Source organism: Nitrospirota bacterium (assembly GCA_016207885.1).
Taxonomy (GTDB): Bacteria; Nitrospirota; Thermodesulfovibrionia; order UBA6902; family UBA6902; genus JACQZG01.
The window spans coordinates 206,118-228,392 of record JACQZE010000003.1 but is presented as its reverse complement, the minus strand read 5'-3'; the positions used below and the strand labels follow the sequence as shown (position 1 = coordinate 228,392).

Genomic DNA, 22,275 nt, shown 5'->3' with positions numbered 1-22,275 from the left:
ATATTCTGATGGATGACAGGAAACACCCGCTCTTTATGATAGGCGTTGTCTGCGAGATGTTCCATATACATCCGCAGACGCTCCGCATTTATGAGAGAGAGGGGCTCATACATCCGAAGAGGGTAGGCGGCGCAAGGCGTTACTCGGCAGAGGATGTTGACCGTATCAGGAGGATACTGAACCTTACAAAGAACCTCGGCGTGAACAGGGCAGGAGTGGATATAATCCTCAGGATGAGGCACAGGATGGAAGCGCTGCACAGGGAGATGGATGAGATGATGGCTCATATAGAAAGCAGCATCAGGAGCGATTTTGAAAAGAGAATCAGAGAGATATTTGAGGAGGAAGAGTGATGAGATTCGATAAATTCACAGTTAAAAGCCAGGAGGCTGTTCAGAAGGCGCAGCAGTATGCCGAGGGAAAGGGCAATCAGCAGGTTGATGTTGAACACCTGCTATATGTTCTTCTGGATGAGGGGATAGCGTTTGAGCTTATAAAGTTACTTGGTGTGGATGTGAATGCGCTGAGAAAGGATGTTGAGGCTGAGATAGAGAGGTTTCCAAAAGTTCTCGGCTCCACGCCCATGGGGCAGCTCTATGTAACACAGGAACTGAAGGATATATTTGAGAGGGCGCTTAAAGAGGCGGAGCATCTGAAGGATGATTATGTAAGCGTCGAGCACCTGCTTCTGGCGGTTATCAAGTCAAAAGGCAGGACAGAGAAGCTCTTTACCAGATACGGAATCACGGAAGCAGGCATACTTGAGAAGATGCGGGATATAAGAGGCACACAACGTGTCACAGACCCGGCGCCTGAAGACAAATACCAGGCTCTGAAAAAGTACGCGAAAGACCTTACCGAACTTGCCCGCAAGGGAAAGCTTGACCCTGTCATAGGAAGGGATGATGAGATACGAAGGGTGATCCAGGTGCTTTCAAGAAGGACGAAGAACAATCCTGTCCTTATCGGCGAGCCGGGAGTCGGCAAGACCGCTGCGGCAGAGGGGCTTGCACAGAGGATAACCTCTGGCGATGTGCCCAATTCACTCAAGGACAAGAGGGTCGTTGCACTCGACATGGGCGCGCTTGTCGCGGGCGCGAAATACAGGGGAGAGTTTGAGGAGAGGCTCAAGGCTGTTCTGAAGGAGGTTGAGCAGGCAGAGGGCAAGGTCATACTCTTCATAGATGAGCTTCACACCGTAGTGGGCGCGGGCGCGGCAGAGGGCGCGATAGACGCATCAAACATGCTCAAGCCTGCCCTTGCAAGAGGAGACCTCAGGTGTGTCGGCGCGACTACACTGAATGAGTACAGAAAATATATTGAGAAGGATCCAGCTCTTGAGAGAAGGTTCCAGCCGGTCTTTCTTCAGGAGCCGAGCATTGACGACACGATCTCTATCCTCAGGGGACTGAAAGAGCGCTACGAAGTCCATCACGGCGTAAGGATAAAGGACTCCGCGCTCATTGCAGCCGCAGTGCTTAGCAACAGGTATATATCAGACAGGTTTCTTCCTGACAAGGCGATCGACCTTATAGATGAGGCAGCATCAGGACTCAAGATGGAGATAGACAGCATGCCTGTTGAGCTTGATGAGATCGAAAGAAAGCTCAGGCAGTATGAGATGGAGAAGCAGGCTGTGAAGAAAGAGAAGGACAAGGCTTCGCAGGAGAGGGTTGAAAAGCTGAACAAGGAGACAGCCGACCTTACCGAGAAACGCAATATGCTGAAGACGCAGTGGATGCGCGAGAAGGATGCTATCAAGAAGATAAGCGCTATCAAGCAGGAGATAGAGAAGGTAAAGATAGAAGCGGAAAAGGCTGAGCGCGAGGGAGACCTGAGCAAGGCGTCTGAGCTTAAATATGGAAAACTTATCGAACTGCAGAAATCCTTTAATGAAGAGCAGAAGAGGTCACTGGAAGAGGATGGTAAGAACAGGATGCTTAAGGAAGAAGTGGATGACGAGGATATCGCGAAGATAGTATCAAAGTGGACAGGCGTGCCGGTCAGCAGGATGCTTGAGGGAGAGGTGCAGAAGCTTCTTAAGATGGAAGAGAGGCTGAAGCTCCGAGTTGTCGGGCAGGAGGAGGCGATAAACGCTGTTTCAGATGCGGTACGCAGGGCGAGGGCGGGCATACAGGATCCGAACAGGCCGATAGGCTCATTCATATTCCTCGGGCCGACAGGCGTTGGGAAGACAGAACTTGCGAAGGCGCTCGCGGAGTTCCTCTTTGATGATGAAGATTCCATGATAAGGATTGACATGTCCGAGTATCAGGAGCGGCATACGGTATCAAGGCTCATAGGCGCGCCTCCGGGATATGTTGGTTATGACGAGGGCGGCCAGCTTACCGAGGCGATAAGGAGGAGGCCTTACGCGGTCATACTCTTTGATGAGATAGAGAAGGCGCATCAGGAGGTTTTCAATGTCCTTCTGCAGGTGCTTGATGACGGCAGGCTAACGGACGGGCACGGGCGCACCGTTGACTTCAGGAACACGGTCGTTATCATGACCTCGAACATAGGCAGCCAGCATATACAGGAGATGCTCACAGAGTGGAGCGATGAAGGCCAGATGCGCAAGAGCGTTACAGATGACCTTAAGAAGTTCTTCAGGCCCGAGTTTTTAAACAGGGTGGATGAGACGATAATATTCCATCCGCTGAACAAAGAGCTTCTTGTCAGAATAGTGGATATCCAGCTTGAACAGATGAAGCGTTATCTTAAAGAGAGGCGTGTTGACCTTACGCTGACTGACAGGGCCAAGGCGTATCTTGCGGATGTGGGTTATGACCAGTTATACGGTGCGCGGCCGCTTAAGAGGGCGATACAGAAGGAGATACTTAACCCTCTTGCCACAAAGCTCCTTGACGGAAGCTTCAGTGAAGGCGACATGATAGAGGCGGATATTGAGGGAGAAAAGATATTATTTAAAAAAGCGGCAGGGGTGACGGCTTCTTGATCAGATAGCCCCATATTTGCGGAGATTGCCGATGCTCTCTTGCAGCACGACCTTTATGAAACCGGCTGCAGGCACTGATAGGAACATGCCGAGTATGCCGAAGAATTTGCCGCCTATAATGATTACGAGCAATACTATCAGCGGGTGCATGTTGACGCTCTTGCCTACGACGTACGGCTGCACCGCCATATCGTCTATGAGCTTTACCACGGCAAAGGCAAGGATAACGGAAAATACCGTTTCAAAATTTCCGTTATTCAGGAGAGAAACAAGCACAGCCAGAGCCGTTCCGACTATGGGCCCGAAGTAAGGCATGAAGTTCGCAAGCCCGGCAAAGACACCTATGAAGAGAAAATATTTCACGCCGACTATCCAGAGCGCTATCGTAGAGAGGACGCCGACGACCATAGCGTCAATTAACTGGCCGCGCAGAAAGTTTGAGACCTGATTTTCCAGGTTATAGATCAGGCGCAGTGTGAATTCAAAATACCTGTTGGGCACCATGCTGACAAATGCCTTTTTGAATGCCCTGCCGTCTTTAAGAAAAAAGAAGGTTATAAAAGGTATCAGAAATAAGTCAATCATGAGAGATGCCATATCGAGAATATGGTTGACAAACCATTCACCCAGGCTGCCGATGGTCTTCTGGATCTTTGCCATCAGATGAATATCTTTAATGCCTAGGAATGAGAGGTCATTCTCAATGAGGTGTTCGATCTTTTCGATCATTGCGGTTGTCCGGGCAGAATCCAGATTGATCTGGATCGCGGTGATATCTCCGAAAAAGAGAGGTATCAGAAGAAGGATTGAGATGATGCCGGCCAGGTTTATAGTGAGAAAGAGTGTCGCTGTCGCAAGGGTGCGGCTCATCCCGCGTGATTCAAGCAAAAGCGCCAAAGGGTCAAGGACAAATGCCAGCAATGCCGAGATGATAAGGATCTTTACTACATCGCTGATGAATGAAAGGGCGGATGCCGCTGCGATGAAGAGTATCAGAATTAGTATTACCCTGAACCAGCGCCCGCCTTTATTTTCTTCCTGGCTCTCCAATTTTTATACCGTCAACTCCGGGCTTCTGATCTTTTATGAAGGGCGTGTATCTCTTCGTTAGCTCTTTTCAGGCGTTCGCCGATAGTCCTGGCGAGGCATTGAAGTATCTTAACACCTATCCGCGGTTTCTGGCTGATAAGTTCGAAGAGGTCGGATTGAAAGAAGCAGAGCATCCTGCATGATGTCTTCGCCATTGCGGTCGCGCTCCGCGGAGAGTCGTCAAGCAGGGCAAGTTCCCCGAAGAAATCTCCGCCCTGCAGTTCAGCAAGCACCTTCATTGAAGGTTCAGATACTATGGTTACAGCGCCGTCTTCGATAATGTACATACCGAATCCGGGCGTTCCCTGGCTGAAGACAACTTCATCCGGCTGGTATTCCCTGCAATGCAGTATGCGCTCAATATGTGATATATCATTGTTGCTCAGATCCGCAAAGACAGGAACCTTTTTAAGTATGTCCCTGACACCTTCTCTTTGCTGACGCTTAAATATGTTGCCCCAAAGGTTGTTCATTTGAGAGATATTATAAGCTAAAAATACTTTTTTTGATATTTCAAAGCGGGCGCCGGATAAGCGGTGGAATGTTACGGTGTAGGGACTACTCCGCGCAGGATTGACTCTGATTCCTGCAGCGGGCCCAATGGTTTATTGTGCTCACGAAACTCATGCGTATTGGGTTTGCCGCCCCACAGTTTATAAATAACAAGGTCTTCATTCAGCACGATAAGCGCCTTGAAGTTCCAGCCGTAATCTTCACTCTTTCTCTTGAAGCTGAAGAGGTCCAGCACGACATTGCCGAAGCGCTTGCTCTTCATGTTCTGAATATTGATCTCATAAGCGTAGCAGAGCTCCTTATACTTAAGGCAATCCTGCAGCCCGGGGTCAAGGTCTTTCATCTGTATGGAAGGGTTGGGCATGAAACGCTGAATGATATCGAGGTAGGTGAGTATCTCGACATTCTCTGTTGCGTAGGGATGGAAGCTGAGCGCTTTGAGGTCCTCGTTTTTTGTCTTGTACGGCAATATCCTGTCAAAGTTCTTCTTTGCGTCGTCAAAGGTCTCCCAAGGAGATTCAGTGGTTGTTTTGGAGCTTGGGAGAAGGGAGGTGCAGCTAACGGCTAAAACGGAAATTAAACAAATTGTCGTAATCAATAGCAGATTTTTATTCATGCTCTTTCCTGTCAATTCTGTCATTCCGGCTTGTCCGGAATCTCTTTTTCAGGTGAATAAGGGGAAGATTCCGGACAAGCCGGAATGACAACCAATGAGTTAACGCTTACAAATAAATATAATTCATTTAAAATGTGATTGCAAATTTTCGGGGCTATGCTTTGTCAGTATTATCAGGCATCTTTGTTGAAGCTGCCAGTTTTCTGAACCGGACATACATCGTCAGCGCGGATATGAGACTAATGATAAACCAGACGCTCACGCCGGACAAGGCTATCTTAATGATAACTGCAATGATGAACAGAATGAAGATATATAACGCTGCCCCGTCAAGATATAGCTGGCCTATCAGAGGAAAGAAAAAGCTTAAAGCCAGCCCGGCCCAGAGCTTTCCAGGCATCTTCTTCTTCACAAACAGGGTGACCCACGCAGGAATTGCGATAGTTACAAAAAAGACAAAAAACAACATTACAAGTCCGTCAGGCCCGACAGTAACCACTCATTAACTCCTTTTATTATGATGAGAAACTTTAAACGATTTCATGCAGAAAATTCAAATATCTTTTGACAACTGATAAAGCCTGATGCTACCTTATGCTCATGGACAGGAAAAAGACAGCCCAACTCATAATTGCCAGGCTTGATGGCAATGATATTAAGAAAAGGTTCAGCTATTATGATTCTCTTGTTAAAAAAGGCATCGGCGGATTTATCATCTTCGGCGGCAATGCGAAAGATGTGAGAGACGGGATTAATAAACTTCAGAAGGCTGCTGATATTCCTCTATTTATATCTTCAGACCTTGAGCGCGGGCTTGGGCAGCATATTGAAGGCGGCACACTTTTCCCTCATGCGATGGCTATCGCACATGCCGTCAACAGAAAGAAGAGGGCAGATGTCGAGCTTTTAAGAAAGGCTATCAAGGTGATGGCAGAAGAGGCTAAAGTTGTCGGCATCAACACCATCTTCTCGCCTGTCATGGATGTAAACATAAATCCGAAAAATCCGATAATCTGCACAAGGGCTTTTTCAGACAAGCCTGAAGAGGCCTCATGGTTTGGAAAAGAGTTTATAAAAGGTTTGCAGAAAGAAGGCATCATCGCCTGCGCAAAACACTTTCCGGGGCATGGCGATACATCTGTTGATTCCCACAGGGAACTCCCGGTTTTAAATGCTGGCATGAAGAGGCTTAATAAGATCGAACTATATCCTTTTGCAGAGGCGATAAAGGCAGATGTGAAGATGCTTATGATAGGCCACCTGATGGTTCCGGCAATTGACCTAAGCTTGCCTTCAAGCTTATCTCGCAAAACTATGACAGGTCTTTTAAGAAAGAAGATGGGATACAAAGGGCTTGTGATCACAGATGCGATGAACATGCAGGCGGTAAGCGGAAAGACAAAGGAGTCTGAGGGCGAGGCGTGCATGAAAGCCCTTCTCGCAGGCGCGGACATAATCCTTCATCCGTCTGATCCTGAATATGTAATTGATCATCTTTCCGCTAATTCTGAGGCTATAACAAAAAGAGTTGATGAATCTTATAAAAGAGTATTGCAGGCAAAAAAGAAATTTCGTAAAGCTTCATCACAAAATATCAGAACCGTCGGCAGCAGAGTTAATCGTGAAACAGCGCATGAACTTGCAAAGAAGGCGATCAATGATATAAAAGTTAAGATCCTCTCCGGTGAGAAGATATCTCTGCTGGTAATTGATGACGACGACAGAATGTCAGGGAAGGAATTTGTTAAAACCGTAAAAGGCCGTTTGAAGGATGTGAGTTCCTTTTACGTTAACAACAAGAAGAAAAAACTTTCTCCATCCATCAAAGACACGATCCTTATAGCAGCAGTCTTTTCCAGCGTAGCCGCGTGGAAGGGCAGAAGCGGTATCACCACTGAGTTAATGGATATCCTCAAAAAGAGCATAAAGGCTTCAAAGTACTCCATCGTCATAGGTTTCTGCTCTCCGTATATTCTTGAGGATCTTGAGGCGGAGACTGTCATTAACGCTTATTCCGATACAGATGTTTCTCAGGAAGCTGCAGGTGAGATATTTTCGAAGTTAAGGCTTTGAGATCGGCGCGAACAATGCCGCAATTCCCAGCAGAATAAATAACGCAGCCGCTATCCAGCGCATCACCTTCATGTTGACCCGATGAGCCAGCGTTTCACCTATCAATACCGCTGGCACGTTTGCGATCATCATGCCCAGAGTTGTTCCCGTAACTACCGCGATCAATGAATGATAACGTGCTGCGAGCGCTATCGTTGCCAATTGGGTCTTGTCGCCCATCTCAACAATAAAAAATGCGATCAGAGTGGTGATGAATACCCCTGTGCCTCTAAGATTCTGATCTTCATTTAGTTCATCAGGTTTCAATGCCCACACGCCAAATACAAAAAAAGAGACAGCCACAACCCATCTCAGTGTTTGAGGAGAGATGAGGCTTGCAAGCCAGACTCCCATAGACCCTGCGAAAAAATGATTTGCGAGTGTGGCAACGAAGATGCCCATGATGATCGCCGTTCTATGCTTCAGCTTCGCAGCAAGAACAAACGCCAGCAGCTGGGTCTTGTCCCCCATCTCTGCAATCGCTACGACTGAAGTTGATACAATTAAGGCTTCCATCAAAGATTTAAAGCAAAACTGATGGCATTTCGTATTTCAAACAGCTTCTCTTTAGGTAAAGCTGTGATCAACGATCCGATTTTATCTTTTGAAACTGTCTGCAAGTGGTCACAGTTAATAGCGCAATCATTATGCATGCCGTCCCGTTTCGACAAAAGCACTTCGCTCGGTATATCTCTGATCGTTGAGGTTATCGGTGCAATTGTAACCTCATCCAGATAATCCAATATGGAACTTCTTGTCAAAATAACTACCGGCCGCTTTTTGTCAGGGGCTTTAAACTTATACCATCTCACCTCACCCCGCTTCATTAATTACCCCACTCCTGCTCTGATTCCCAAACGCTGAATTCTTTTTTGTCGGCAGGATAACGCTCATATCCTTTTTTATGCTTTTTCTCAAGTGCGCTGATATTCACCTGCTTGATAGCATCCTTCAATGCTTTTCGTGTAAAAGCTGAACGCGATGTCTTAAGTTTTTTCACAACCGTATCAACGGCTGCCACCAGGTCATCGTCTAAAGTCATTTGAATTGTTCGCATAGTTTCCTCCAAATAATGTGGTTCATTATAGCTATAATAACCCACATAGGTATTGGAGTCAAATTGTTGTGATTTTATTGTATATTACAGCGGCGGAGTGAGGGGTGTGGTAAATGTCATAGTCAAGTCTAGACCCTATACTATTTTCTTAGATTGCCCCCTTTGGGATCAGTGCAAGAAAAAATGATACAGCACCATCAACACCAGATTCGTAGGGGTGAATTCGTTTTGGAGCCAGCAAGTTCATATAGGCAGTATAGCTCCACTGATCGCCTTCTCTTCGAAAAAGTTTGTAGCGAATACCGTCTGAGACAATGAATCTGTCGCAAGCAGGATATGACTGTGCGTAACTAATAGCCTGGTCTGGAGCATAGCGCAGACCATCCCATAGGCGCTTAGATTCGATGATTACAAGTGGCTTGCTCTGTTTGGAGTATGGTGTGTCGAAAAGCGCAACATCGATGTTATTCCATTCGATTTTTACTTTTTGCTCAGCCCACCCTAAAGATGTAAGAAGAGGTACTATCAGAAATGTTCGTATTTCATGCTCACCGACATCTGAACCATGGGAGCTATACCACTTTGCGACTCTTCGAAGGCGCCAAATCGTGTTTGCAATGAGTTCAGCATTTTGTCCTGGTAAGCCTTCGATCATTAGTGAATCGATAAGCTGATCGACGCTTATTTCTTCTGGTTCAATCGGAATAGGAATAGAGGCAACTTGGAGTCCACTCGACCAGACTTTGTTCACTTCCCCGACCGCTTGTTGATGATTAACGCCAACAAGAGTTCCGCGGCGAAGGCCACTAATGATGGTTTGCAAAACTGGTGTCTTCCAGCTTATTCTTCGGCAATGTTGAAGATCCCATCCGTCCACGTCACCAAAGACATTTTCAAAGAGATAGTCTGATGTGATTTCCCCGACTGCAACGATTTCCCAGTTGTAACCGCTGGGACGCTTCAATACTACAAGATCACCTTTGGCAAGCTCCTCTGATAGTGTCTTGATAAATGGGCGATAAGCCCAACTATCAGGATTATTATAAGTGTCTTGATTCGAGAAGTAGTTACCTTCGGAACCAGGACCAACGAGAATTACTCCGAACTTTAGAAAGACATCCGCATAATCGCGGCTGCCATCGCCTGCTGCTACCTGCCAAATTTTCATTTTATTATTCTTTAATGCAGTTAATGATTTTTAAATATTTGAACAACATTATACTTAATACTTAGCTCACCTACATTCAATCTCTTTGTTATAAAATCTTATTTTATTTTCTTGTATCCAAACCAGTCCGGTTTATCGCCGTATTTTTTGATTGAAGCATCGATTTTATCTTTGTCGTCAGTTTGCCAAGTTAGCTTGTCATAAAAAAATGGCTCTGAATAAGGAGAAGCCTTTTCGTCATAGCACGAAACAGTCAACAAGCGATCCATAGGAACGTCAGCATGTTTTGTTCCTCCTAAAGCATCGCCTTCAAATGAACCCTCTACCCACCCATGTGGTGTTAAATGATAGTCTTGTCGTTCTTTGCTAAATGACATGATAGGTTTTCCTTTTCTTATAGTGTTTTATCTGTAGTGCCAGATGTATTGCAAATAAAGCATGTGAATTAAATATATTGTATTTCTATGGAGATTGTAAACAAAAATCTTTAATGATCATAAAATCCCCCCTTGCCCCCCTTTACTAAAGTGGGGAGATAACACACCCCTGCACCCCTCTTGATAGAGGGGAATATTAATCCAACTTCCCATGTGTCAGTGTCACGACATAAACTTTATCAGCCCCGGCTCTTTTTAAAAACTTTGAGCATTCCCGCACGGTTGCGCCTGTTGTGAATACATCATCAACGAGCATTATCTTTTTGCCCTTTATCTTTTCTTCTGAGATCACATCAAAGGCGTTTTTGATATTGCGTTCTCTATCAGCCGCGCTTAGCCCGACCTGCGGAACTGTGTTCTTTATTCTGACGAGAGTATTCAGCGCTAAAGGCATACCCGATCTTTGTGCGATATATTTTCCAAGAAGCGCGGACTGGTTGAAGCCTCTGTACTTCAGGCGTTTTTTATGCAGAGGCACAGGCAGGAGTATGTCAGCCTGCGGGAGTTGTTTGAGCAGTAACTTTTCTGACAGAGGATATGAGAGGCGTTTTATGCCATGAAACTTAAATAAGCTGATAGCTTTCTGCAGAGCGCCTTCATGCAGGCCGAAGCATTGCGCATTATCAAAGGACGGCTCATTCTTATGACATTCTCCGCAGGTTGATGAAAGATCAGAGGCAAGAGGCGTTCCGCATCTGAGGCATGAAGGGCCTTCATAAGGCATGACAGTTGCCCAGCAGTTGGCGCAGATGGGGGCTGTTTTATGGTCAGATGAAGGCTTCTTACAAACAGGGCAGGTTTCAGGAAAGAGGATGTTCAGGATTTTGTTGAGCATCGGTAATTGTTCTTTATTTTACAATCAGGCTCACACCTGTCATCTCTTCGGGCTTCTCAATTCCCATGAGTTCAAGTAACGTGGGAGCAACATCAGCGAGAATGCCTTTATCCCTGAGCCTGACGCCCTGCTTCAAGAGGATAAAAGGGACAGGGTTGGTGGTATGCGCTGTGTGCGGAGTTTTGCCGTCCATCATCCGGTCGCAGTTCCCGTGGTCTGATGTTATGATGACAAGCCCTCCGATAGAAGACACCTTTTCAACGATCTTCTTCAGGCATTTATCAATCGTCTCGCATGCTTTCACAGCAGCCTTCATAATGCCGGTGTGCCCCACCATGTCAGGGTTGGCAAAGTTCAGCAGGATGAAGTCGTATGCCTTTGTATCAAGTCTCTTCAAAACTTCATCTGTAACTTCGTACGCGCTCATCTCAGGCTTCAGGTCATAGGTCGCGACCTCTTTTGGAGAAGGGATAAGCGCCCTGTCTTCGCCGGGGAATGGTTCCTCTTCTCCGCCGTTAAAGAAGTAAGTTACATGCGCGTACTTCTCTGTCTCGGCGATCCTGAGCTGCTTCATGCTATTTCTGCTCAGTACTTCGCCTAATATATTTGTGAGCCTGACAGGCGGATATGCAGCCTGGAATGGAAAGGCCTCTTCATACATAGTCATCGTTACAAAAGAGCCCGGCTCAGGCAGCTTCTCTCTATTGAAGCCGTTAAAGTTTTTATCAGTAAGCGCTATGGTTATCTCTCTTGCCCTGTCCGCCCTGAAGTTAAAGAATATGACGGAATCCCCGTCCGTTATATTTCCGATGATGCCGCTCTTGTCAACTATCACGCAGGGTTTTATAAATTCATCGGCCTCATTTATCCTGTAGCTTTCTTCAACTGCCTCTTTCGCAGATCTACATCTTTTCCCTTCGCCATTCGCAAGCGTCTTGTACGCAAGCGCAACCCGCTCCCATCTTTTATCCCTGTCCATAGCCCAGTATCTGCCGATGACGGTGGCTATCTTTACAGATGGTTTATCTTTGATAAAGTCTTCAAGCGCATTTATATAGTTTATCCCTGACTCTGGCGGCGTGTCCCTGCCGTCCATGAATGCGTGTATGAATATCTTCTTTAAACCTTTATTAAGCGCAAGGTCTATCAGCGCGTAAAGATGGCTGATGTGGCTGTGGACTCCTCCGTCAGAGAGCAGGCCGAGAAGATGAAGCGCACTTCCGTTTTTGACTGCCGCATCAATTGCCGAATTAAATGCGGCATTATTATAAAAAGAGCCGTCTTTGATCGCCTTGTTTATCCTTGTGAGATCCTGATACACGATACGGCCTGCGCCGAGGTTTAGGTGCCCGACCTCAGAGTTGCCCATCGTGCCTTCAGGCAGCCCGACAGACTCTCCTGAACATTGAAGTGATGTATGTGGATATTCTTTGAGGAGGCTTTTGTAAAAATGGATGTCTGCTTTTTCCTGAGCGTTTATTTCCGGGTCGCTTCCTATGCCCCATCCGTCAAGGACTATGAGGACGGATGGTCTCATGTCGGGAGACATGCTTTCTTTAGGATAGTGGTCAGTTTTTTAATGTCATCGAGATTCTTCTCAAGGACTCCGTAAACAATGGCATCATCTATCCTGTCATAGCTATGAACAATGATATTTCTCATGCCGACCATTTTATCTATGAGAGAGATGAACCCGGAAGGAAAGATATTGTTTTCCTCAAGGATAATAAAGACCTCTCTGTTGTTAGAGGGTTCTCTAAGTTTTTTTTCAGAGACAATCATTTTACCTATATCAATTATCGCTTCAACAACTTTTTGAATATTTCTTTCAGCGGAATCTTTATCTTTCCAGGTGGTTCTATACTTATCGAGGGTGGAATTTTCTTTCTTTATTACAGATAATTTATTGATACAGTCTTTTATTAAGTCAAACTTTCTGGAATATATCTCCATGGCTCCTCTTTCTTAACGACTCAATAAACGGCACAAAATCAAAATATTCGCCTTTTACAGCGTTTTCAAATTCGAACCTTTCTTCCTTACTGTTCTCATACAAAATAATTCCCTCAGTAATCACTTTGTACTGTAATAATAAAGATACGTATTTCCCTCTCAGGTCAAGCACGCTCACCTCTCTCTGCACACCGGTATCTTTAAGAATGCTGCTGACGCAGCCTTCAACCTTTGAGATCAATTCAATTCTTTCATCGTCTGTAGTCTTATAACATGGCAGAATAGCTATATCAATATCACTCTCTTCTCGGAGCTTTCCGGAAATCAGGGAGCCATAGACATATAATGCAACAAGACCTTCAAGCCCGAAAAAAGTTTTGCTGTTAGATATTAAATGGCTGACTGTTGTTGATTGCATAGAGGAATTATAAGGCTTAATACTTATACAATGCAAGGCAACAGTAGGTGTTTTTATTATGATGAAACATCAAAAAGAGTTATAAAACTTGTTCATTTAAGAAGCGTCTCAAGAAGCGCCTTTTGCGTGTGGAGCCTGTTCTCTGCCTGGTCAAATACAACGCTCTGGCTTGATTCTATAACATCATGCGTTATCTCTTCTTCCCTGTGGGCAGGCAGGCAATGCATTACTATCGCATCCTTTTTTGCCAAAGCCAGCAGGCCTTTATTTATCTGATAATCAGAGAAGACATTCTTCTTCTTTTCAGATTCCTCTTCCTGGCCCATGCTCACCCACACGTCAGTATAAAGCACGTCAGCATCCCTTGCCGCGTCTTTGGGGTTGCTGGTGACTTGCACTTTTGCATTATTGGAGACCGCATTTTTTAATATATTACTGTCAGGCTCATAGCCTTCAGGGCAGGCTATGGTAAGGTCCATACCTGTAAGCATAGCCGCCTCTATCAATGAGTTCGCAACGTTGTTGCCGTCTCCGATGTATACGATCTTTATCCCGGCGAGCCTTCCCTTCTTCTCTTTGATAGTCATGATATCAGCGAGCGCCTGGCAGGGATGGTGCAGGTCTGTCAGCCCGTTGATAACCGGTATGGCAGCGTTAGACGCGAACTTTTCGATCGTCTCATGCGCGAATGTCCTTATAACGATGGCATCAAGATATCTCGACAGGACCCTTGCTGTGTCCTCTATCGTTTCTCCCCTTCCGAGCTGGAGTTCAGCTGCATTGATATAGATACCCTGCGCGCCAAGCTGGTATATGCCTGCCTGAAAGGATATCCTCGTTCTTGTTGATGCCTTGTCAAAGAGGAGCCCTATACTCCTGCCGATGAGGGGGCAGGCTGACGCGTCCTTGCCGGCCTTAAGTTCAATGGCCCTGTTGATAAGTGCCTCAACCTCTTTTGCCGTGATGTCCAGAAATGTAAGATAATCTCTCTTCATAATAAATAGTTTTTTGATCTTCAGGCGAGAACAGCCCTATATCATATCCTTTCTAAAACTTCTGCGAGCACATCCATAAGCTGGTCTATCTCCTTCTCGACCACTATTAAAGGAGGGATGAAACGGAGCACGTTGCCCCGGACGCAGTTAATAAGTATCCCTCTTTCGGCGCATGCCCTTACTATTTCGCTGCCTGACCTTGTTATCTCAAGCCCAAGGAGCAGTCCCATGCCTCTTGCATCCAGCACAGTTGACGGGAACTCTTTTTTTAGTTCCACAAGGTTTTTCATGAAGTACTCTCCCATCCGCCTGCAGTTATCAAGTATGAAGCCGTCTTCCAGTATCGCCTCGACTGTAGCAACAGCAGCGGTGCAGGCAAGCGGGTTGCCTCCGAATGTGGACCCATGAGAGCCGTGAGTGAATGAAGCTGCGACAGAGTCTTTTGCAAGCATAGCGCCGATAGCCACTCCTCCGCCCAGCCCTTTTGCAAGGCAGATTATGTCAGGTTCCATATTGAAGTGTTCATACGCGAATAACTTTCCTGTCCTGCCCATGCCGGTCTGGACCTCATCAAGTATCAGAAGGAGCCCGTGGTCGTTGCAAATCTCCCGGACATGTTTAAGATAGTCTTTGTCAGGCACCCTGACACCGCCCTCTCCCTGTATGGGTTCAAGCATAACAGCGCAGGTGTGCCTTGTGATAGCGTTCTTCAATGCGCCTATATTATTGAAGGGCACATGTTTGAAACCCGGGGTGAGCGGCTCAAAACCTTTCTGAAGCTTTTCCTGGCCTGTAGCGCTTAGTGATGTAAGGGTTCTCCCATGAAATGAGTTCTCAGCAGTAATGATCTCATATTTTTCAGGGAGGGTATGGTCTTTTGAATATTTTCTGGCAAGCTTGATGGCTGCTTCAACAGCCTCAGTCCCTGAGTTGCAGAAAAATGCCTTGTCAGCAAATGAGTTTGTCACGAGCAGTTTTGCAAGTTTGATCTGCGGTTCAATGTGATACAGGTTTGAGACATGCAGCAGCCTTTGTGCCTGTTTCTGCAGCGCTATCACAACTTTCGGATAGCAGTGCCCGAGGCAGTTGACAGCTACGCCTCCGACGAAATCAAGATATTCTTTGCCGTCAGCCCCCCATACCTTCATGCCTCTGCCTTTCCTGAGGATGATAGGAGAACGGTCGTATGTATTCATCAGATATTTTTTGGATTCTTCAATTGTCTTGCTGCTCATACCAGAAAATATAACATAAATCAGTATGGTTACGCATGATAAATCAGCGGCAGGCAGCTGATGATGAAAAAAGAGTGGCCAGGGAACCGCATATGTTAATATGAATGGATAATTTATAACTTGAATAACCATTAATATGATGAACAAATCAAAGAAAAAAGCGATAGTTGCGATGAGCGGAGGCGTGGACTCATCGGTTGCAGCGTATCTGCTTCAGAAAGACGGCTATGAGGTTATCGGCCTGAGCTTTGAACTATGGGACAAGAGAGATATAACGAATCTTGACGCATGCTGTTCTATTGAGACGATCAATATCGCCAGAAAGGTTGCTCAAGACCTCGGGATCGAACATCACACTGTTGATGTGAGAGACAATTTCTACGAAGATGTTATTAAAAGTTTCTGCGCCTCCTATATTGAAGGGCTGACCCCGAACCCGTGTATCCTGTGCAATAAGTTCATCAAGTTTGATTTTCTTCTAAAGAAGGCTGAGGAGCTTGATGCTGATATAGTAGCAACAGGCCATTATGCAAGAATAGTTAGAAATCCAGAACCCGCTGATCGCCACTTACTGCTTAAAGGGATCGACCCTAAAAAAGACCAGTCTTACGTTCTTTACGCAATGACACAGAAGGAGCTTTCAAAGACGGTGTTCCCATTGGGCGGCCTGAAAAAGGATAAGACAAGGGAGATCGCCAAAGAGCTCGGGCTTGCTAATGCGTTAAGGGCAGAGAGCCAGGAGATATGTTTTGTAGGTGATATCCATTATGCGGATTTCATAAAGGAATATGCGCCAGGGACGCTGATCCCGGGGCAGGTATTGAATATGGAAGGCAAGGTTCTGGGAGAGCACAAGGGCATCGCCTTTTATACGATAGGCCAGAGAAAGGGGCTTGGCATACAGTCTTTGATGCCTTCTTATGTCATTGATATTGACCCTAAAAAAAATATAATAACGATCGGAGGGAGAGAGGATGCGTTGCGGAAGAGTTTTAAGGTGAACTGCCTGAACTGGATCTCCATAGAAGAACTGAAAGAACCCTTAAGGGCAAAGGTAAAGGTTCGCTCCACCATGACAGAGGCTCAGTCAACATTAATGCCTGACGGTGATTCCGTTAATGTTGAATTTGATGAGCCGCAGTGGGCCCCTGCCCCCGGGCAGAGCGCGGTCTTTTATGATGGTGACACTGTAATCGGCGGGGGGGTTATACAGCATAAAAATGTGGTTGATATCGATCATTAATAATCTCCTGAATTAATGAAAAATAAGCATTTTTTTGGATTTTTGTTCCCTTTCAGACGATTTCAGTGTATAATCATCCTACTATGCCTAAATATAAAATAGGTTGCAGCGGATTCTTGTATGATTCATGGAAGGACACCTTTTATCCTGAGGGACTGACGCAGAAAAGATGGCTCTCATATTATGTAAAAAAGCTTGATTCCGTTGAACTTAGCATCACTTTTTACAGGCTGTTAAAGAAAGAGGCGTTTGAAAGGTGGTATTCAGAGGCTCCGCCGGGTTTTGCTTTCTGCCTTAAAGGAAGCAGGTTTGTTACTCATATCAAGAAGCTGAAGGATGTTACTCTGCCTCTTGAAACTTTTTTTAATGTCACCCTGCCTCTTCATGAGAAATTCGAGGTTGTTATCTGGCAGTTTCCTCTTAACCTTAAGGTTAACATAAAGAACCTTGAGGGCTTTATTGAAGTTATAAGCAAGTACCCTGTCCGGCATGTCTTTGAGTTCAAACAGGCGAGCTGGCTTAATAAAAAGGTCATAAAACTCCTTTCTGAATCAAATATAGCTATATGTATGGCTGACTCGCCTGAATTTCTTAATGACCTGCCTGTAACCGCGGATTTTGTCTATATTCAACGGCACGGCCCCGGTGGGAATTATGCTTTAAGCTATAGCGCGGAACAGATCAAAGAGGATGCAAATAAGATAAAGGAATATCTTAAGAAGGGCAAGGATGTTTATATATTCTATAATAATGACGCAAATGCATACGCCCCACAGAATGCCATGGAGCTTAAAAGGATACTGGATAAGACGCTGCCGCACTCATTAATGGAGCATGAGCTGAATAATAAAGTTCCAGCCGCGGCCAAGCCGGAAGAGGCTGTTGAAAAGAGGCCGGCAATAAAGAAGACAGTTGAAAAGAAAAAAGTTGCCGTGAAGAAAGAAATAAAGCATAAAGTGGTCAAGAAAAAAACTGCTGCGAAGAAAACAGTAAAGAAGAAAGCAGTAAACCCCGCAAAAAAGAAAAGCGCACAAAAGGCCAAAGGCAAGAAGAAGTAAGATCAGGATATTTAATAAACATAGCTGTTGACTAAAATTCCCTGCTGCTGGTATCCTCTATATCTACTTTATTTTTCGAGCCTATATTTTCAACACAAGGAGACCTGCTTATGACTAAAGCTGAACTAATAGAATCAGTGGCAAATGATGTGAATCTTTCAAAGGCGGATGCTTTAAAAGCGATTGATTCCGTGATAGCCGGGATCACAGACGCGCTGAAAAAAGGAGAGAAGGTGACCCTTGTAGGGTTTGGTGTTTTTTCCGTTGCGGAGCGTAAGGCAAGGAAGGGACGTAATCCACGGACAGGCGATGAGATCGAGATCGCCGCATCAAAGACCCCTAAATTTTCTGCCGGCAAAGTTTTAAAGCAGGCGATAAAATAGCTGTTGACAGATATCTTCTCAAGGGATCTTTTTATAGAGTCCCTTGAGAAAATAATTACTGGAACTTGAGCTGTATCCGCTCTATGGCTGTTGATCTTCCTGTCGCGGTATCAATATCAACCAATGCGCATGACAGTACAGATTCGCCGTTTGCCGTCTCGAATCGGGCCGGTATGCCGGTGAGGAACCTGCTAAGCACAAGATCTTTTTGCACTCCTATAATTGAGTCTGTAGGCCCAGTCATGCCCACATCTGTTAAATAGGCTGTGCCGTTGGGCAATATCTGTTCATCCGCTGTCTGCACATGTGTATGTGTTCCGATGACAGCGCTGACCTCGCCGTCCAGGTAAAGGCCGATGGCCTGCTTTTCAGAGGTCGCTTCAGCATGAATATCAACGATGATGATATTCGTCTCTTGTCTCAGGACAGAAATATGTTTTTTGGAAACAGTGAAAGGCGAATCAAGCTGGTTCATAAATACCCTTCCTGAAATATTCAGGACTGCCGCCTTTTCGCCTTTACCCGTCTTTACTATTATTGTGCCGTGGCCGGGTACGCCGTCAGGGTAATTGGCCGGCCTGAGCAGGCGGTTCTCCTTTGCGATATATTCTATGGCGTCTTTCTTGTCCCAGATGTGGTTGCCTGAAGTCAGCACATCAACGCCGAGCGCCAATATCTCTTTGCCGACCTGTTCTGTAATTCCGAAGCCTCCTGCCGCATTCTCTGCATTGGCAATAACAAGGTCAATATCGAATTTGGCCCTGAGCTGCGGCAGGCCTTTCTTTAACGCCGTTCTGCCGGGCTTCCCTACAATGTCGCCTATGAACAATATTTTCATAATTCAGGCTTAAACTATCAACCTATTTTGCGTATTCCACGAATCTTGATTCTCTGATAACAGTGACCTTTATCTGCCCCGGATAAGTAAGTTCTTCCTCTATCTTTTTGGCAAGGTCCCTTGATATCTGCGCTGAACGCTCGTCGCTTATGTCCTCTGGTTTAACCAGTATCCTTACTTCTCTGCCGGCCTGTATCGCGTAGGATTTGCTTACCCCTTCAAAAGATGTGGCGATCTCCTCCAGCCGTTCCAGCCTCTTTATGTATCCTTCAAGAGACTCTTTTCTTGCCCCGGGCCTGGCGGCAGAAAGCGCATCCCCTGCCGCGACAAGCGTGGCCTCGATGGTTATCGGGTCGCCCTCTTCGTGGTGGACCAGGATAGCATTAACAACTTTATCGTTCTCACCGTACTTCTTGGCGAAATCAGCGCCGATGACCTGATGCGACCCCTCGATCTCATGATCTATCGCCTTGCCTATGTCATGAAGGATGCCGGCCCTCTTGGCAAGTTTTACATTTCCCTTGAGCTCGGCAGCCATTATGCTTGCAAAGTGAGCGACCTCTTTGGAGTGCTGAAGCACGTTCTGGCCGTAGGATGTACGGTATTTCAGCCTGCCTATGAGCTTGATCAGTTCAGGATGTATGCCGTGCAGCCCGAGGTCAAAGACCGCCTTTTCCCCTTCTTCTTTTATTGTGGCGGCGATCTCCTTCTCCACCTTTGAAACTATCTCCTCGATCCTTGCGGGGTGTATCCTTCCGTCTGCCAAAAGGCGCGTGAGGGATATTCTTCCTATCTCTCGTCTTACAGGGTCGAAACAGGATAGCAGTACGGTTTCAGGTGTATCGTCAATAATGAACTCCACGCCTGTAGCTGCTTCGAGCGCCCTGATATTTCTCCCCTCCCTGCCTATTACCCTTCCTTTCATCTCGTCGCTTGGGAGGGCGACTGTGGAGACTGTGTTCTCGCTCACATAGTCGCTTGAATAACGCTGTATGGCTGTGCAGATTATCTTTTTTGATTTTCTGTCTGAAGCTTCGAGGGCCTCATCTTCGAGCCTTTTGGTCAGCTTTGAGATCTCGAACTTTGACTCTTCCTCCACTTTTTGAAAGAGTTCTCTTTTAGCTTCTTCAGCGCTCATAGTTGCGATGCGCTCCAGTATCAAGGTCTGCTGGGAAGTCATCTTCTCCAGGTCCTCATGCTTTTTCTGCATCGCCTTTTCTTTGTTGAGAAGGTCGGTTTCCCTTTGGTTGAACCTTATCTCTTTCTTGTCCATCTGGTCGAGTTTTCTGTCCAGAGTCTCTTCCCTCTGATGTAATCTTTTATCAAGCTGGTTAAGTTCAAGACGGCGTTCTCTCTCTTCTTTTTCAGACTCGGACTTTACCTTCAGAATTATATCCTTGGCTTCGAGCTGCGCCTCTTTCTTTATCGTGGCCGCTTCCTTAATAGCTTCTTCCAGAGCTTTACCGGATTTGTTTTCGATATCTTTTATCTTGCTCTCGGCGCTTTTCTTCTGGAATGCGGCAGATACAACAGCTCCAGTGACAAGCCCGGCAGCAAGAGCAGCAACAACGTACATTATGATGTTAGCCATTATCTGATCCCCCTTTCTGTGGTCTGTTTTTAATGTTTTTTTCATAGCCTTCCCCGCTTGGGTGGAAGAAGGCCTTTCCCTTTGTGACATATTCCTGTTCAACAAAATGTCCTTCAAAATTATGCGGGTATTTGTATCCGATACCGGCGCCGATCCTTGCCGCGCCTTTGTAATTAGCGCTCTTAAGATGATTCGGCACAGGCGCAAGCCTTTCCTTTCTTACATCTGCCAGTGCATTTTCTATCCCCAGATAAGAGGCGTTGCTTTTAGGCGCGGCCGATATGTAGATCACTGCCTGTGCGAGAGGGATGCGTCCTTCCGGCATGCCGATCGATTCCACAGCTTGTTTTGCGGCAACAGCAAGCTGAAGCGCTCTGGGGTCGGCGTTTCCTACATCCTCAGACGCGCATATCATGACCCTTCTTGCAATGAATAAAGGGTCTTCGCCTGCCTCTATCATCTTGGCAAGCCAGTATAGCGCGGCATCCGGGTCGCTGCCTCTCATGCTCTTGATGAATGCGGAAATAGTATTGTAGTGCTCGTCTTCGCTGTAATATATGGATTTGCGCTGTAACAGGTCTTTGGCCAGCCCTATATCAAAGCCGGATCTTTCTGTGCTGTTTAAAACAAATGCCCCGAGTTCAACTATGTTAAGCGCTTTGCGCGCGTCTCCTTCCGAAGCTTCAGCAATAAAATCCATGGCATCAGGTTCGATCTTTATATTGAAACTTCCGATGCCCCTTTCATTGTCATTTACGGCGTTTGTGACAAGTTGTTTTATATCGTCTTTGCTTAAAGGCAGAAACTGGAAGATCATCGACCTTGAAGAAAGTGCCGGGATTATTGAGAAGAAAGGGTTCTGTGTGGAGGCCCCGATAAGGCTGACATTCCCGCTTTCCACATCAGGCAGAAGCGCGTCCTGCTGGAGTTTGTTAAACCTGTGGATCTCGTCTACAAAGAGTATTGTCTTGCCGGATCCCTTGGCCTCTTTTAAAGCGTCTTTAATATCGCTGACGCCTGAAGTGACCGCGTTCAGGGCAATAAACAGGGCATTGGTCTTTTTGGCGATAATATGGGCAAGCGCAGTCTTCCCTGTTCCGGGAGGGCCGTATAGAATGAGTGATACTATCGAGTCTCTCTCAATAGCTTCTCTAAGGGGCTTGCCTTTGCCGAGAATATGGGACTGCCCCAGAAATTCTTCCAAGGCAGCGGGCTGCATCCTCCACGCAAGAGGAGCGCTTTTGTCCGGATTGAATAAGTCCATCTTAATAAACCAGATCCTGCGGCATTAAAGCGCCGGGCGCAGAAACCCAAAGATGGCCTGTGACAGAAGGGTATTACACGGGTGGTCTGAATATATCAGGCGCTTTAGATTCTATAGTATCAGCCCCTGTCAGATCTCTCTCAAAAAGCTTGATTTGCGAAAGATTACAACAAGTTAATAAAATATTCAAGAGGCTGAAAAGCTTTATATAACACATACCCGGGAAACCTTAACTGTCAAGACCAAGAAAATTTAATATATCCCGCTTCTGCGAGATTTTAAGACCCACCTTGCCGTGCAGGAGTAAACTTGCCTCCCTGTTATTACAGGTGGGCGCCTTGAAGGCAGGATCAGGCATACTCTCCCGGGAATCCGGGCCGCTCACACTTGCCTTACGCTGGCTCCCAAAAAAGAAAAATTGTCGGAACAAGTTTTTATTCCTTTCACGAACAAGGCAGGCAACTTGCCTTTTGAAATATTATATCACAGAAACAAAATTATATGCCTATAT

General features: G+C 46.0%; 24 protein-coding genes and 1 other RNA gene. 6 read left to right on the top strand and 19 right to left on the bottom strand.

All coding sequences use genetic code 11. The features are described from left to right. Positions 1-8: 8 nt before the first annotated feature. Both HY807_01180 and clpB read left to right on the top strand, forming a co-directional pair. Complete coding sequence (locus HY807_01180) at positions 9-353, top strand: MerR family transcriptional regulator (protein MBI4825022.1); 345 nt, start codon at positions 9-11, stop codon at positions 351-353. Next, complete coding sequence (gene clpB / locus HY807_01175; protein ID MBI4825021.1) at positions 353-2,959, top strand: ATP-dependent chaperone ClpB; 2,607 nt, start codon at positions 353-355, stop codon at positions 2,957-2,959. The genes HY807_01180 and clpB overlap by 1 nt, the downstream gene beginning before the upstream one ends. Here the strand turns inward: clpB and HY807_01170 are convergent, their stop codons facing one another. The 4 genes from HY807_01170 to HY807_01155 form a co-directional block, all read right to left on the bottom strand. Continuing rightward, positions 2,960-4,009 carry an AI-2E family transporter gene (locus HY807_01170; protein MBI4825020.1) on the bottom strand — a complete coding sequence of 350 codons (1,050 nt, stop codon included), beginning with the start codon at positions 4,007-4,009 and terminating at the stop codon, positions 2,960-2,962. An 11-nt stretch (positions 4,010-4,020) separates the two neighbouring features. Beyond that, positions 4,021-4,521, bottom strand: a complete 501-nt coding sequence (locus HY807_01165) for a cyclic nucleotide-binding domain-containing protein (protein MBI4825019.1) — start codon at positions 4,519-4,521, stop codon at positions 4,021-4,023. 71 nt (positions 4,522-4,592) lie between these two features. Beyond that, the gene (locus HY807_01160) at positions 4,593-5,177 is read right to left on the bottom strand and encodes a hypothetical protein (protein MBI4825018.1); all 585 of its coding nucleotides are present in this window, start codon (positions 5,175-5,177) and stop codon (positions 4,593-4,595) included. A gap of 154 nt (positions 5,178-5,331) precedes the next feature. Beyond that, the gene (locus tag HY807_01155; protein ID MBI4825017.1) at positions 5,332-5,676 is read right to left on the bottom strand and encodes a hypothetical protein; all 345 of its coding nucleotides are present in this window, start codon (positions 5,674-5,676) and stop codon (positions 5,332-5,334) included. Between the two features lie 95 nt (positions 5,677-5,771). Here HY807_01155 and HY807_01150 point away from each other — a divergent pair, with 95 nt between their 5' ends. Beyond that, positions 5,772-7,250 (top strand): hypothetical protein, encoded by a 1,479-nt coding sequence (locus HY807_01150; protein MBI4825016.1) that lies wholly within the window; start codon positions 5,772-5,774, stop codon positions 7,248-7,250. Here the strand turns inward: HY807_01150 and HY807_01145 are convergent. The 11 genes from HY807_01145 to HY807_01095 all read right to left on the bottom strand — a co-directional run bounded on the left by HY807_01145 (position 7,239) and on the right by HY807_01095 (position 15,387). Next, complete coding sequence (locus HY807_01145; protein ID MBI4825015.1) at positions 7,239-7,805, bottom strand: TMEM165/GDT1 family protein; 567 nt, start codon at positions 7,803-7,805, stop codon at positions 7,239-7,241. The two genes, HY807_01150 and HY807_01145, sit on opposite strands and share 12 nt — an antisense overlap. Beyond that, positions 7,805-8,116, bottom strand: a complete 312-nt coding sequence (locus HY807_01140) for a type II toxin-antitoxin system PemK/MazF family toxin (GenBank protein ID MBI4825014.1) — start codon at positions 8,114-8,116, stop codon at positions 7,805-7,807. Before HY807_01140 ends, HY807_01145 begins: the two co-directional genes overlap by 1 nt. After that, on the bottom strand, positions 8,116-8,346 hold the full coding sequence (locus tag HY807_01135) for a ribbon-helix-helix protein, CopG family (protein ID MBI4825013.1): 231 nt from the start codon (positions 8,344-8,346) through the stop codon (positions 8,116-8,118). Before HY807_01135 ends, HY807_01140 begins: the two co-directional genes overlap by 1 nt. Positions 8,347-8,494: 148 nt before the next feature. Continuing rightward, positions 8,495-9,514 (bottom strand): hypothetical protein, encoded by a 1,020-nt coding sequence (locus HY807_01130; GenBank protein MBI4825012.1) that lies wholly within the window; start codon positions 9,512-9,514, stop codon positions 8,495-8,497. A 98-nt stretch (positions 9,515-9,612) separates the two neighbouring features. Next, the gene (locus HY807_01125) at positions 9,613-9,891 is read right to left on the bottom strand and encodes a hypothetical protein (GenBank protein MBI4825011.1); all 279 of its coding nucleotides are present in this window, start codon (positions 9,889-9,891) and stop codon (positions 9,613-9,615) included. A 196-nt stretch (positions 9,892-10,087) separates the two neighbouring features. Further along, a complete protein-coding gene (locus tag HY807_01120) occupies positions 10,088-10,786 on the bottom strand; it encodes a ComF family protein (GenBank protein MBI4825010.1) in 699 nt (232 codons plus the stop codon). 13 nt (positions 10,787-10,799) lie between these two features. Then, the gene (locus HY807_01115; protein ID MBI4825009.1) at positions 10,800-12,323 is read right to left on the bottom strand and encodes a 2,3-bisphosphoglycerate-independent phosphoglycerate mutase; all 1,524 of its coding nucleotides are present in this window, start codon (positions 12,321-12,323) and stop codon (positions 10,800-10,802) included. Beyond that, positions 12,320-12,739, bottom strand: coding sequence for a DUF86 domain-containing protein (locus tag HY807_01110; GenBank protein MBI4825008.1), 420 nt, complete (start codon positions 12,737-12,739; stop codon positions 12,320-12,322). Before HY807_01110 ends, HY807_01115 begins: the two co-directional genes overlap by 4 nt. After that, the gene (locus HY807_01105) at positions 12,714-13,157 is read right to left on the bottom strand and encodes a nucleotidyltransferase domain-containing protein (protein MBI4825007.1); all 444 of its coding nucleotides are present in this window, start codon (positions 13,155-13,157) and stop codon (positions 12,714-12,716) included. Before HY807_01105 ends, HY807_01110 begins: the two co-directional genes overlap by 26 nt. Positions 13,158-13,249: 92 nt before the next feature. Next, positions 13,250-14,152 (bottom strand): ornithine carbamoyltransferase, encoded by a 903-nt coding sequence (argF, locus tag HY807_01100; GenBank protein MBI4825006.1) that lies wholly within the window; start codon positions 14,150-14,152, stop codon positions 13,250-13,252. Positions 14,153-14,193: 41 nt separating this feature from the next. Continuing rightward, entirely contained in the window at positions 14,194-15,387 is a 1,194-nt protein-coding gene (locus HY807_01095) for an acetylornithine transaminase (protein MBI4825005.1), read from the bottom strand. A 136-nt stretch (positions 15,388-15,523) separates the two neighbouring features. Between HY807_01095 and mnmA the strand changes: the two genes are divergently transcribed. The 3 genes from mnmA (at position 15,524) to HY807_01080 (ending at position 18,071) form a co-directional block, all read left to right on the top strand. Continuing rightward, a complete protein-coding gene (gene mnmA, locus HY807_01090; GenBank protein MBI4825004.1) occupies positions 15,524-16,630 on the top strand; it encodes a tRNA 2-thiouridine(34) synthase MnmA in 1,107 nt (368 codons plus the stop codon). Positions 16,631-16,713: 83 nt separating this feature from the next. Next, entirely contained in the window at positions 16,714-17,688 is a 975-nt protein-coding gene (locus HY807_01085) for a DUF72 domain-containing protein (protein ID MBI4825003.1), read from the top strand. A gap of 110 nt (positions 17,689-17,798) precedes the next feature. Beyond that, on the top strand, positions 17,799-18,071 hold the full coding sequence (locus tag HY807_01080) for an HU family DNA-binding protein (GenBank protein MBI4825002.1): 273 nt from the start codon (positions 17,799-17,801) through the stop codon (positions 18,069-18,071). Positions 18,072-18,126: 55 nt separating this feature from the next. On the opposite strand, the gene HY807_01075 is transcribed toward HY807_01080, so the two are convergent. The 4 genes from HY807_01075 to ssrS form a co-directional block, all read right to left on the bottom strand. Next, positions 18,127-18,909, bottom strand: coding sequence for a TIGR00282 family metallophosphoesterase (locus HY807_01075; GenBank protein MBI4825001.1), 783 nt, complete (start codon positions 18,907-18,909; stop codon positions 18,127-18,129). Between the two features lie 22 nt (positions 18,910-18,931). Next, entirely contained in the window at positions 18,932-20,503 is a 1,572-nt protein-coding gene (rny, locus tag HY807_01070) for a ribonuclease Y (GenBank protein ID MBI4825000.1), read from the bottom strand. After that, a complete protein-coding gene (locus HY807_01065) occupies positions 20,493-21,764 on the bottom strand; it encodes a replication-associated recombination protein A (protein ID MBI4824999.1) in 1,272 nt (423 codons plus the stop codon). The genes rny and HY807_01065 overlap by 11 nt, the downstream gene beginning before the upstream one ends. Positions 21,765-22,042: 278 nt before the next feature. Then, positions 22,043-22,228: non-coding RNA, 6S RNA (gene ssrS, locus HY807_01060), on the bottom strand. Positions 22,229-22,275 lie beyond the last annotated feature (47 nt).